This window comes from Bacillus sp. SA1-12, from assembly GCF_000981385.1.
Taxonomy (GTDB): domain Bacteria; phylum Bacillota; class Bacilli; order Bacillales; family Bacillaceae; genus Metabacillus.
Genome location: NZ_LATZ01000134.1, coordinates 80,093 through 91,974, shown reverse-complemented (window position 1 = coordinate 91,974; position 11,882 = coordinate 80,093). Strand labels below are relative to the sequence as shown.

The following is an 11,882-nucleotide window of genomic DNA, read 5'->3' as shown; positions in this document are numbered from 1 at the left end:
TTTAAATCTATGTGTTTGTTTAGGCTCCATGCTATTTAAAACAGCCCCTATTCGTATTATTTTTCAACCTTAATACTTACCGGACCTGTTTCATCACTTGCGACTGGTTCAATTTCATATGCCATATGTTCGGTGTTTTTTCCCGGAACCTCGCTTCCATGCTTTGGAAAGGTTGGTTCATGTCCTCTTTCCTTATGGTTAAAATGTTTACCTCTTGCCATATAAAAAAACCCCCTTATTGTGTTTCCCTTCTAATATGAGCAAATATCCGGCTAATCATGTATGCATTTTTTGCTTCACCCTCTGGGCATTTTATTCATATAGTAATAACAACTAGGATACGATTTGCGGGAGGAGGAAGTTAAATGTATCAGTATCACCCTTATCAAGGAAGAAGATTATGGAAAAGACAAACTCATTATTTTCAATCATATCCGTCTTTTTATGAGCAACAACCGTCTGATTTTCAAAGTAGTCAACAAATGAATTCAGCAATGCTTCACCAACAATTTCAAAATCCTTATCAACAGCCCTATCTTCAACATTACCAGCAATCATTTCAAAATCCTTTCCCACCTATTTATGGGGGGAGTCAAACAAGTACAATGAATGGTCAGTTTATGAATGTGCCATATCCAACTCCATATCCTAAGCCAGCACCTTATATTAAGCAGCCTTCAGGATTTCAAACCGTCCTATCACAATTTAAAAAATCCGATGGCCAATTGGATATAAATAAGATGATGGACACTGCAGGGCAAATGATGAGTGCCGTAAACCAAATGGGCGGTCTTTTCAAAGGGGTTACTTCAATTTTTAAATCATAAGAACGATTACAAAGAAAAGAGCAAAACGAGAAGGCCTCATTTTCGCTCTTTTCTATATTGTTCTGCTAATAGTTGTTTGACTTCATTGTAGGATAACCCTGATTGAGCATTTAAACGCTTGACTTCTTCAACATCTGTATTTGAATATTTTTTTGTACTAAAAGGTTTCATTGTATTCATGGCTAATAGGTTCTTCCTCCAAACGTTCCTTTCGTACTCGAAGAGCATAGTTTGCAGATTGCAAATTCGAAATGGCTATTGAATTCTCAGGACAAGCAAATTCTCCGTTTTGATGAGATTTTAATTTTTCGATCAAAACACTTATAACATCTTCAACTTGACATCCATTAACCCCTTCTCTGTCAATGGCTCCTGTCTGGAACTTAATATTTATATAGTGATTACTGTTTCGATTCATGACTCCAACTCCTAGTATGTCTTTAAAGTAATAGCTCATAAACCTCATTTAATTGATTGCCTCTTATAAAATCCTGCTCATTAAATGCATATTTAATTTCATCTGGTAACACATCATTTAAAAATTGGATTTCATCTTCATCAAGTGTTAAAACAAAATCTCTTTCTGATTTGAAATCCCCCTTTTCTAACTTATCGCTAATTCTTTTGGCTACAGAGCTTTGCTCATAATTAGAGATCGATTCTCTGAGATAACCTAATGTAAAATCCATACATAATCATTCCTTAAAAAAGTTTTTAAATTCAGATGAAGCGTGGCTTGTTGAATAAGGGTTTTCCTTCGTAATATCATCACTGTCTAGATTCGTTTTGATGGCAATAGATGGGGAAGGAGATGGTTCAGCAATTACTCGGTCATTTAATTCTTTAAAATCAGGCAAGTTATTTTTTTGAATGTCCATAAATTTCACCTCCATGTTTATTGTTTGAAGGATAGATTATTTTTCTCGCGACAAAATTTGGTTTTTTTTACGGTTATAGATTTCTTATGCGGAGAAATGATAACAAAAAGGGGTGATGTTAAATGGGCAAAGTGGAAAGACAGCAAAATGGGAACAATAAAGAAACATTATCAGCGAAGGATTTAGCCAAAGATCCGACACCGGAAGAAAACCCAAAGTATGGAAGCAAATCACATAAAAATAGTTAAGAAAGGTCTCAAACAAAAAGGGTCAGCCCCCTCGAATAATATATAGGTCTATAGTAATGAAAGATCCATATATTGGTCTTTTTGGAGGGGCTGATCCTTCTGAGACAGCTACCTTTTCATATTTCTATTATTATGATATATTATTTTTTTAGAATTCATCGTCAAGTAAAATCTGTTTGGACTTCTTTGGAATGGAAACTTTTAAGGAACCCTCTTTAAAGGATGTTTTAATTTCATTTTCTTTAACTGGGTATGGCAGCAAAATTGTCCTTGATATGCTTCCTTGTGAGGTATAGGATCTAAATGTTGATGAATTTTCGTTAAATTCGTTGATTTCTTCACGATTTGAGATCGTAATTGTTAAATACTGATCAAATAGTTCAAGGTTCACCTGTTCTTTTTTTACAGGCGGAATTTGTAAATCAACTACATAGGATTCGTCTGTTTCATAGGTGTTTATATTGATATGGTGAAAGGGAAAAGAATCAGTTAGTAATGTGTTGAATTCATTCATAAATTGCTTAATTGGTTCAGAACGAAAAAATTGCTCTACAATTTGGAAGAAATCAAGCTCATTGTTTGGTTGTTCTTTGTTTTTAGGAACCAAATCATCTTTTTTGCTCATTGTGCCCCTCCTTACACGGTTTATTTCAAAATTATTATATGAAGACCCTGAAAAAATGGTTTATGTAATAATGGGGTACAAGTTGTTAAAGTAAGTGAACCTAAGCTTTTCTCATGAAAGAACTTTTTAAAGAAAAGGAGCATGATTATGTTAAAATCATTATTTGGAAAAAAAGAAAAAGTAACTAAAGAAACAATATTCGCACCATTAACCGGAAAATTAATCAATATTGAAGAGGTACCAGATCCTGTCTTTTCTCAGAAGTTAATGGGTGAAGGAATGGCGATTGAACCGACAGAAGGTATTGTTGTTGCACCAATTGAAGGACAAGTTATCCAAGTTTTCCACACAAAGCATGCAATCGGTCTGCGTTCACAAACTGGGATGGAGTTACTTATACATATTGGACTTGAAACAGTTAGCATGAATGGAGAAGGCTTTGAAGTCCATGTAAAAGAAGGTCAGAAAGTAAAAGTTGGAGATCCATTAATTACAGCAAATTTAGAATTAATTAAAGAAAAAGCAGCGAGCACGATCACTCCTATCATTATTACAAATTCTGATATCATTGAAAATTTAACAAAAGCTTCAACTGGAAGTGTTACAAGAGGTACATCAAATATTCTTGAAGTTAAAGTAAAATAAATTCACGTTTCTTAGAAATGCATCGATTTCATTAAAAAGCAGAATAATTTTTCTGCTTTTTATTTATTTACGAACGTTTATTCGGTAAAATGATGTTATACAACACTGTTGTGGAGGAAAGAAGTTTTGCTTCAGTCAAATGATAAGGCTGAGGCTGGAAATGTTACTGTTCAGGCAATGGCAACAATTTTTAAGAGAATAAAAATACGTACTAACCTTTGATAATTACATAGGGTTGTACGTATTTTTTGTTCGCTTTTCTTTATATGCTTTTCGCTGTTTGTAAAATTCAATGCAGCCTAAGAACTCATTGACGAGCAGCTGCATTTCTTCTAGGTCGTCAGTTTTTACTTCTGGGTCCAGCGGGTTCCATTTTACATGTTTAATAAAGTAATAGTTTTTAATTGGGTAAAAAAGGACCCTCGAAAGCGGGAACCTGTCAAAAATAAATTCTATGCTACCATGACGCCTATAGGAATGGCTTATTATCTCCAAAACTAATGAGCCCCCTTTAAATATGCGTCCAGGTCTGGCGGTTAACGATAGCTGCAATTGTAGACCCCGAAACGTCAGATTTTTCTGCCAGCTGGCTATATGACTTTCCTACTTTGTTATTTCGAATCGCAAAAACATCTTTTTTCGGTAAGTTTTCAGCTAGAATTAATACCAGTAGTCTTTACTTTAACCTGGATCAGTTCTTTTTCTACAGGTACCCATATTTCTAATGGAATATTCCCTGGTAAGCTTCCAGTCATAATAATAACATCAGCGTAAACTAGAGATCTAGGGAATAGGTTAGCTAAAAGGTCCATTTGTTCGTCCTTTTCTAAAAGATCTTCGAAACGTTCTGCTACAGCTAAGTACTGTATAACCATATCGTATAAAACATGTTCTTTTGAATTAATTCTTTTTTATTTTGTAATGTCTACAGGCGTTTAAAATTGCGAAAGCTTTTTAATTAATAAGCCCAAGGACTTTACATTTTTATAAAGGACGTATTTTTTGTTAATTTTTTTGACTAGAAATACAAACAAATATTCGCTAAACTAATCATCATAAAGAGGTGAAAAAAGCACATGAGGAAAAAATCACTTTCAGACTTAATTGACGAACTTCGAAATAATGAAAATATTGTTAATTGGCAGGAAATAGAGCCACAGGAAGCTAGAACTCGAAATATACCAGAAGGCGTTGACGATAGAATAAAAGCTGCGCTTAGTAAAAGAGGTATAGATCAGTTATATACACATCAATATACCGCATTTCAAACGGTACAAAAAGGTGAAAATATAGTTGCAGTTACCCCTACAGCTTCTGGAAAAACTTTATGTTATAACCTTCCTGTACTTCAATCAATCGCAGAAGATGAAACTAATCGAGCATTATACATATTCCCAACAAAAGCCCTTGCCCAAGATCAGAAAAGCGAATTAAACGAGATAATAAGCGAAATGGGTGTAGATATTAAAAGCTATACTTATGACGGGGATACTTCCCCAGCTATTCGGCAGGTAGTAAGAAAGGCTGGACATATCGTTATTACTAATCCCGATATGCTACATTCTGCTATTCTTCCGCACCATACAAAATGGGTTAGTCTTTTCGAAAATCTAAAATACGTGGTTATAGATGAACTTCATACATACCGTGGGGTATTTGGCAGCCATGTAGCAAATGTAATAAGAAGACTAAAAAGAATATGTAAATTTTACGGAAGTAACCCTATTTTTATTTGTACTTCTGCAACTATCGCAAACCCGAAGGAATTAGCTGAGCAGTTAACAGGTAATTCTATTCGATTAATTGATGATAACGGGGCGCCAAGAGGTAGAAAACATTTTGTTTTTTATAATCCCCCAATCGTTAATAAGCCGTTAAACATAAGAAAAAGCGCTACTGTAGAAGTTAATAATTTAGCAAAAGAATTCTTAAAGAATAAAATTCAAACGATCGTATTCGCTAGAAGCAGGGTCAGAGTAGAAATAATTTTAAGTCATATACAGGAATTAGTTAAGGGGAAGATCGGCCCTAGATCAATTAGAGGTTATAGGGGTGGTTATCTCCCAAAGCAACGCCGAGAAATAGAAAAAGGCTTAAGGGAAGGAGAAATCCTGGGGGTAGTAAGTACAAATGCTTTAGAATTAGGGGTAGATATTGGACAGCTGCAGGTCTGCGTAATGACAGGTTACCCTGGAAGTGTGGCTAGTACATGGCAACAGGCAGGACGAGCAGGTAGAAGACATGGAGAAGCGTTAATACTAATGGTCGCAAGCTCTACCCCGATAGATCAGTATATTGTACAAAACCCAGAATACTTTTTCGATCGTTCACCAGAGTCAGCAAGAATAAACCCAGAAAACCTAATTATTTTAGTCGATCATTTAAAATGTGCTGCTTATGAACTTCCGTTTAAAGAAGGGGACGAATTCGGACCATTAGACATTACAGACATTTTAGAATACCTGGTGGAAGAAAGTGTCTTACATAAAAATGGCGATAAGTTTTACTGGGCTAATCAATCTTTTCCAGCTGGAAATATAAGCTTACGGTCGGCATCCCAGGAAAACGTTGTTATTGTCGATCAATCAGAAACAGCTAACGTAAAAATTATCGGGGAAATGGACCGTTTTAGCGCTATGACACTTTTACATGACGAAGCAATCTATTTACATGAAGGTGTACAGTATCAAGTAGAAAAGCTGGACTGGGACCATAAAAAAGCATACGTAAGGGAAGTTGACGTAGAATACTTTACAGATGCTAACCTAGCTGTAAACTTAAAAGTATTAGAAATAGACAAAACAGTAAAAAGATCGACTACATCTTTAAATTACGGTGACGTAACAGTAAATGCTTTACCGACGATCTTTAAAAAAATTAAGTTGTCTACTTTCGAAAACATAGGCTCTGGACCTATCCACTTACCCGAAGAAGAACTACACACTAGCGCAGCATGGTTAGAACTAAAAGAAACAGACCCAAAAATAGGGGAAAAGACTTTAGAACAGCTTTTATTAGGAATATCTAACGTATTAAAGCATGTAGTACCTGTACATGTTATGTGCGATAGAAATGATATTCACGTGGTTACACAAATAAAAGCAGCGCATACAGGACTACCTACTATATTCTTATACGACCACTATCCAGGCGGAATTGGTCTAGCTGAAGATGTTTATAAGCGTTTCGAACAAGTGAGATCAGCTGCAAAAAACCTTATTCAGAAATGCCCTTGTAATGACGGCTGCCCTTCGTGCATAGGTACAGAAATAGAAGGTATAAACGCTAAGCGAAAAAGTGTACAGCTGTTAGATCAATTTTAGATTTTCACATTCAATTAAGAAAGTTCACATAAGCTTCTTACGATATTAAAGGATGAGGAAAATGTCGTTAAAAAATAAGTTAAATCGCATGAAAAAGCATGTTATTAGAAACGAAGATTCCCCTGAAACAAAAAAGGAAGAATCTAATCCTGTTGCTGAACGATGGAAAGAGCACCAAGCTCAGATATATTCCTATGACGGCCAATCTTGTTTAATAAGGGAAGTGACTTACCCTTTAGATTATCAGCATGGACTTTATCAGCTCGGGAAGTTCCACAACATCGTATCCATGTGGAATGAAAGTGACTCTTCACATCCGTTATCATGCAAAGGTCACAAGGCGAGTGAATTGTTTTTCTTTGATACAGAAACTACTGGTCTCGGCGGTGGAACGGGAAATACGATCTTTTTGTTAGGGCAGGCACAGGTTTTGTCAGATCGTGTTGTGATTAAGCAGCATTTATTACCTAAACCGGGTAATGAAGTTGCTTTATACCAAAGCTTTTTAACAGGTATAAATAGCAAGACACTTGTCACCTATAATGGCAAGGCGTTTGACTGGCCGCAGGTTAAAACAAGACATACATTAATTCGGGAGTCCGTCCCAAGTCTTCCTGCATTTGGTCATTTTGATCTGTTTCATGCTGCAAGAAGACTTTGGAAAAATGAACTTGATTCTGTAAGACTAGCTAATGTAGAAGAAAAGATTCTGCAAATTGTTAGAGAAAATGATATTCCAGGCTTTCTAGCTCCCATGCTGTATTTTCAATTTGTAAAAGAGCAGCACCCAGAGATTATTATGGGTGTACTTAAGCATAATGAGATAGATGTTTTATCCCTCATAACACTATATACCCATTTATCTATTAAGCTTCTAAACACAGAGCAAACGGCTAGTACGATTGAACACTATGAAATTGCAAGGTGGTTAGATTATGTAGGTGATAAAGCCTCTGCGTTTTCTGCTTTTCAATCACTGGCTGATAAAGGGGAAGACCATAGAGATGAAGCGACCTTTAATCTTGCCTTACATCATAAAAGACAACAAGATTGGGAAAAGGCAAAGGAAAAGTGGATAGATATTGTTTCAACATCAACTAATCAGGGAATTGTAAAAAAAGCATCTATAGAATTGGCAAAGTATTATGAGCACAAGGAAAAAAATGTGGAGAAAGCTCTCTACTATAGTGAGCATGCAGAAAAGACAATAAAAAAACTTATTCAAGAGCAACCATCACTTACATCAGAATTGGATGAACTTCAAAAGAGAAAGATGAGACTGAAGAGGAAATATTCCGAAAATATTGCCCGGGCAAGCGCAAAAAATGAGTGATTTCGCCAAAAAGAATGACGAATTGATGAATTTATATATATTCATAAATAAACAATTGTAGATTTCTGTTGAACGATGTAAAATAAGGGACTGTACAGACTATAAAAGGGAGAAGAATAACGTGTACAAAAGCATTTTATACTTGTTTTTTATCGTTGTCGTTTTGACTATTTTTATTTTTTCAAACTTTAAAGAAAGCTTCTACGCGTTTCTATAAAATTAGGTACTTGCATTAGTACATGTATACTCCTTTCATCATAGGCTAGAAGTGTAAGACAAATGATTGAAAGGAGAATAAAATATGTATTGCAAACCGAAAGTATTAGCACCAATTGTACACCCGACTAAATGCTGTGTGCAAAACAATTATTCAGAAACAATCGTACCACATATCCATCCACAACACACAACAATTGTAAATCATGACTTTTATAAGCATCAACATTATTTCCCTCAAACTCAATCTGTTGAAAACGTAGCATCACACCAACACTTTAACGTATATGGTCCAACTCCAGGTTTTGGAGGTCCACGCCCTGGCTTTGGTCCTGGCTTTGGTCCTGGCTTTGGTCCTGGCTTTGGTCCTGGTTTCGGTCCTGGTCCATTTGGTCGATAAATAACAGATTGGTTAGGAGCTGATGAATCAGCTCCTTCTATCTTTTATATAAGGAAAATTTATAAGTGATAAGACATAATTAGGTGATAAACGATGAAAGTATTAACAATCTCTGGATATAAATCGTTTGAGTTAGGGGTCTTTAAAAATGATGATCCAGCGGTACTATATATAAAAAAAGCGATAGAAAAATTGCTAATTGGATTTTTTGAAGAAGGTCTTGAATGGGTAATTATTAGCGGACAATTAGGTGTTGAGTTATGGGCTGCAGAAGTGGTATTGGATTTACAGTTAGAATACCCGGACGCAAAGCTAGCTGTTCTTACTCCTTATCTTAATCAAGAAAGCGGCTGGAATGAAGCGAATCGCGAATACTATGAATTTATCTTGTCGCAGGCTGATCTAGTAGATAGCATTACAAAAAGAGAGTATGATAATCCTGAACAGCTTAAACTAAAAAATGAGTTTCTTATTAGGAAAAGTGAAGGGCTTTTACTCGTATATGATGAAGAAAAGCAAGGTTCACCAAAATATTTATTAGAGACCGCTAGGAAAAAGGAAGAATCGAGCAGTTATTTTATCGGACTCATCACTTTTTCTGACCTGCAAATGATTGTAGAGGAAGAAATGATGAAAAATGTTGATTATTGGTAATTGGTGTAAAATGAGAAAGAAAAATGCAGTTTAATTGAAATTGACAATTGCCAAGATTTCTGAAAAAATATAGGTTGATGACTTCGCTATAAGAGGTGAAAGATATGCTTTCAGATAAAATAAAATTAACGGCTAAAGAAATCCTGGAAAGAGAATTTAAAACTGGTGTTAGAGGATATAAACAAGAGGAAGTTGACAAGTTTCTTGATATGGTCATAAAAGATTATGAAACCTTTCATCAAGAAATTGAGGACCTACAACAGGAAAATCTTCGGTTAAAAAAACAATTAGATGATACATATAAAAAACAGCCGCCTGTTCAAACAAACACAACGAATTTTGATATTTTGAAACGGTTATCAAATTTAGAAAAGCATGTTTTTGGCAGCAAGCTTTATGATTGATCCCATTTAAGCGGGCAATAAAACCCAGCCTGATGGGTGCCTCTCTTTATTATCCTGATTTTAACACTTGTTTTATATAGCAGAATTATGTATAATAATTCTTGCTGTTTCATTAATAACGTTCAGGTAATCGCTGCAGTCGTATAGGACTGTAGAGGAAAGTCCATGCTCGCACGGTGCTGAGATGCCCGTAGTGATCGTGCCTAGCGAATTCATAAGCTAGGGCAGCTTAGGTTTAACCCTGAGTTGACGGCAGGGAAAAAGCCTAAGTCCTATGGATATGGCTTGACTACCTTGAAAGTGCCACAGTGACGAAGTCTTACAAGAAATTGTAAGAGTGGAACGGGGTAAACCCCACGAGCGAGAAACCCAAATAATGGTAGGGGCACCTTCTTGAAGGAAATGAACGAAGAGAAGGACAGGGGCATCATGTTCCTGTAGATAGATGATTACCACCTGAGTACGAGGCAATGCCGTTTGGAGTACAATGGAACAAAACATGGCTTATCGAACGTTATTAATCAGTATTATGAAAACATAAACTATTAGGGGGCTGACTTATTCAGCCCCTTTTCATTTACATATGATGATGTTTTTTATGATAAATTAATCAATGAAGAAATAGATGCCAAGGTAGGGTGAAAAATGAAGAAATTATCACTAATTGCAACATCTGCGATGGGGCTAGAGGCGATTGTCGGTAAAGAAGTAAGGGATTTGGGTTATGAATGTAAAGTCGAAAACGGTAAGGTGAGCTTTGAAGCAGATGAATTAGCTGTTTGCCGGACGAACCTTTGGTTGCGAACAGCAGACCGAATCAAAATTAAGGTAGGAGAATTTAAGGCAAAAACGTTTGATGAGCTTTTTGAAGGAACAAAGGCATTAAACTGGGGGCAATTTTTACCTTTGAATGCAGAATTTCCAGTGATAGGAAAATCAGTAAAATCCACCTTAGCTAGTGTCCCTGATTGTCAAGCGATTGTTAAAAAAGCTGTGGTTGAAAAATTAAAATCTCATTATAAAACAACAGGCTGGTTGACTGAAGACGGACCGTTATACCGTATAGAAGTTGCGCTTTTAAAAGACGTGGCAACAATAACAATTGATGCAAGCGGAGCAGGCCTCCATAAGCGCGGTTTCCGTGTAGATCAAGGAGGGGCACCTATAAAAGAAACACTTGCTGCTGCGTTAGTATTATTAACAAATTGGACACCTGACAAGCCTCTTGTCGATCCATTTTGCGGCTCTGGTACGATTCCAATTGAGGCGGCCCTTATCGGACAAAATATTGCACCTGGCTTTAATCGTGAATTTGTTTCAGAGGATTGGCATTGGATCGGAGAGGACAAGTGGGATCTTGCCCGACAAGAGGTTGAAGATAAGGCTAACTATGATCAACCCCTTGATATTCAAGCATCTGATATTGACCATCGAATGGTTCGGATTGCAGAAGCAAATGCTGATGAAGCAGGTCTGCGCGAACTAATAAATTTTAAGCAAATGCAGGTCAAGGATTTTACAACTACAAAGGAATTCGGTGTTATTGTAGGGAATCCTCCATATGGTGAGCGCCTTGGAGAGAAAAAGGCTGTTGAACAAATGTATCGGGAAATGGGGCAAGCATTTGCACCTTTAGACACATGGAGCATTTATATGCTGACTTCACATGAAGGCTTTGAGGATTTCTACGGAAAACCAGCAACGAAAAAGCGTAAGCTATTTAATGGATTTATTAAAACTGATTTTTATCAATATTGGTCATCTGTCCGTCCGCCTAGAAAAAAGGCTGATTCTGAATAAAGGAAACTTTCACTTGCTTGGAAATAAGCTATGTAAATCAAGATAAAGCTTGCTATAATAAACGGTAAGGAGGTGGAACGTATGTCTACAATACTTGACCAGCTTGGCCCAAAGTATTTTTCTTTAGATGCTGCTCGTGTCGATGCAAGCCCAACTGAAGTCATAATTACAAATGATGAGGGAAATACATACTATATTGTTACACCTGATGTGGTAACGGAAGAACTATTACAACTAGGATATAAAAAGGTGGAAGGCGAAGAGTAAATTTCTCTTCGTTTTTTCATTTTAACTTTGTTTTATGACTTGAGTATATTATTTTTATCAAAAAGAGTCTAAGAGAGGCTCATGAGGTTCCCTGAACGTTATTGGAAAGCAAAACAACGAGAGGAAATAACAAGCTTCCTTTCTAAATAAATCCTATAGGAATAAAATAATTGTTTTCTGTTCATTATAAAACCATTCTGATTACTAAAAAATCAACATTATAGAAGGAATAAATTGAAAGCAGATGAACATATGATGAATT

Annotated in this window: 19 protein-coding genes and 1 other RNA gene; 12 read left to right on the top strand and 8 right to left on the bottom strand. The window is 36.0% G+C overall.

The genetic code is table 11. The features are described 5' to 3' along the window. Positions 1-56: 56 nt before the first annotated feature. Entirely contained in the window at positions 57-221 is a 165-nt protein-coding gene (locus WQ54_RS34480) for a hypothetical protein (RefSeq protein ID WP_197089699.1), read from the bottom strand. Positions 222-365: 144 nt separating this feature from the next. On the opposite strand from WQ54_RS34480, the gene WQ54_RS30010 reads away from it, so the two are divergent. Then, complete coding sequence (locus tag WQ54_RS30010) at positions 366-827, top strand: YppG family protein (RefSeq protein WP_084822387.1); 462 nt, start codon at positions 366-368, stop codon at positions 825-827. Positions 828-863: 36 nt separating this feature from the next. Here WQ54_RS30010 and WQ54_RS34085 read toward each other — a convergent pair whose 3' ends face one another. From WQ54_RS34085 to WQ54_RS29995, 4 genes are read right to left on the bottom strand one after another with little or no spacing between them, the layout of a single operon-like run. Next, positions 864-1,007, bottom strand: a complete 144-nt coding sequence (locus tag WQ54_RS34085; RefSeq protein ID WP_156178262.1) for a hypothetical protein — start codon at positions 1,005-1,007, stop codon at positions 864-866. Further along, positions 985-1,245, bottom strand: a complete 261-nt coding sequence (locus WQ54_RS30005) for a hypothetical protein (protein ID WP_046590317.1) — start codon at positions 1,243-1,245, stop codon at positions 985-987. The genes WQ54_RS34085 and WQ54_RS30005 overlap by 23 nt, the downstream gene beginning before the upstream one ends. Before the next feature lie 22 nt (positions 1,246-1,267). Continuing rightward, positions 1,268-1,516: a sigma-G-dependent sporulation-specific acid-soluble spore protein CsgA gene (locus WQ54_RS30000; RefSeq protein ID WP_046590315.1), complete on the bottom strand. Its 249-nt coding sequence runs from the start codon at positions 1,514-1,516 to the stop codon at positions 1,268-1,270. Between the two features lie 6 nt (positions 1,517-1,522). Further along, positions 1,523-1,705, bottom strand: coding sequence for a hypothetical protein (locus WQ54_RS29995; protein WP_046590313.1), 183 nt, complete (start codon positions 1,703-1,705; stop codon positions 1,523-1,525). Between the two features lie 122 nt (positions 1,706-1,827). On the opposite strand from WQ54_RS29995, the gene WQ54_RS35395 reads away from it, so the two are divergent. Then, positions 1,828-1,953, top strand: a complete 126-nt coding sequence (locus WQ54_RS35395) for a hypothetical protein (protein WP_269431603.1) — start codon at positions 1,828-1,830, stop codon at positions 1,951-1,953. Positions 1,954-2,101: 148 nt separating this feature from the next. On the opposite strand, the gene WQ54_RS29990 is transcribed toward WQ54_RS35395, so the two are convergent. After that, positions 2,102-2,578 carry an Hsp20/alpha crystallin family protein gene (locus WQ54_RS29990; RefSeq protein WP_046590312.1) on the bottom strand — a complete coding sequence of 159 codons (477 nt, stop codon included), beginning with the start codon at positions 2,576-2,578 and terminating at the stop codon, positions 2,102-2,104. A 147-nt stretch (positions 2,579-2,725) separates the two neighbouring features. On the opposite strand from WQ54_RS29990, the gene WQ54_RS29985 reads away from it, so the two are divergent. Next, positions 2,726-3,223 (top strand): PTS glucose transporter subunit IIA, encoded by a 498-nt coding sequence (locus tag WQ54_RS29985; protein ID WP_046590310.1) that lies wholly within the window; start codon positions 2,726-2,728, stop codon positions 3,221-3,223. Positions 3,224-3,448: 225 nt separating this feature from the next. Here WQ54_RS29985 and WQ54_RS29980 read toward each other — a convergent pair whose 3' ends face one another. Then, entirely contained in the window at positions 3,449-3,718 is a 270-nt protein-coding gene (locus tag WQ54_RS29980; RefSeq protein WP_046590308.1) for a hypothetical protein, read from the bottom strand. A 155-nt stretch (positions 3,719-3,873) separates the two neighbouring features. After that, positions 3,874-4,098: a hypothetical protein gene (locus WQ54_RS29975; protein ID WP_046590306.1), complete on the bottom strand. Its 225-nt coding sequence runs from the start codon at positions 4,096-4,098 to the stop codon at positions 3,874-3,876. A 201-nt stretch (positions 4,099-4,299) separates the two neighbouring features. Here WQ54_RS29975 and WQ54_RS29970 point away from each other — a divergent pair, with 201 nt between their 5' ends. From WQ54_RS29970 to WQ54_RS29940, 9 genes are all read left to right on the top strand, one after another. Then, positions 4,300-6,546, top strand: coding sequence for a DEAD/DEAH box helicase (locus WQ54_RS29970; RefSeq protein WP_046590303.1), 2,247 nt, complete (start codon positions 4,300-4,302; stop codon positions 6,544-6,546). A gap of 61 nt (positions 6,547-6,607) precedes the next feature. Beyond that, positions 6,608-7,879 (top strand): ribonuclease H-like domain-containing protein, encoded by a 1,272-nt coding sequence (locus WQ54_RS29965; RefSeq protein WP_046590302.1) that lies wholly within the window; start codon positions 6,608-6,610, stop codon positions 7,877-7,879. A 121-nt stretch (positions 7,880-8,000) separates the two neighbouring features. Next, positions 8,001-8,096: a hypothetical protein gene (locus WQ54_RS35075; RefSeq protein WP_231597705.1), complete on the top strand. Its 96-nt coding sequence runs from the start codon at positions 8,001-8,003 to the stop codon at positions 8,094-8,096. Positions 8,097-8,180: 84 nt separating this feature from the next. After that, positions 8,181-8,495, top strand: a complete 315-nt coding sequence (locus tag WQ54_RS29960) for a CotD family spore coat protein (protein WP_046590300.1) — start codon at positions 8,181-8,183, stop codon at positions 8,493-8,495. Positions 8,496-8,588: 93 nt separating this feature from the next. Further along, positions 8,589-9,149 (top strand): DUF1273 domain-containing protein, encoded by a 561-nt coding sequence (locus WQ54_RS29955; protein WP_046590299.1) that lies wholly within the window; start codon positions 8,589-8,591, stop codon positions 9,147-9,149. Positions 9,150-9,253: 104 nt separating this feature from the next. After that, positions 9,254-9,553 carry a cell division regulator GpsB gene (gpsB, locus tag WQ54_RS29950; protein WP_046590298.1) on the top strand — a complete coding sequence of 100 codons (300 nt, stop codon included), beginning with the start codon at positions 9,254-9,256 and terminating at the stop codon, positions 9,551-9,553. A gap of 118 nt (positions 9,554-9,671) precedes the next feature. Then, an RNA gene (gene rnpB / locus WQ54_RS33190) (RNase P RNA component class B) lies at positions 9,672-10,065 on the top strand. Between the two features lie 133 nt (positions 10,066-10,198). Further along, positions 10,199-11,353: a class I SAM-dependent RNA methyltransferase gene (locus WQ54_RS29945; RefSeq protein ID WP_046590297.1), complete on the top strand. Its 1,155-nt coding sequence runs from the start codon at positions 10,199-10,201 to the stop codon at positions 11,351-11,353. Between the two features lie 81 nt (positions 11,354-11,434). Then, a complete protein-coding gene (locus WQ54_RS29940; RefSeq protein WP_046590296.1) occupies positions 11,435-11,620 on the top strand; it encodes a hypothetical protein in 186 nt (61 codons plus the stop codon). The last annotated feature ends 262 nt before the right edge of the window (positions 11,621-11,882 follow it).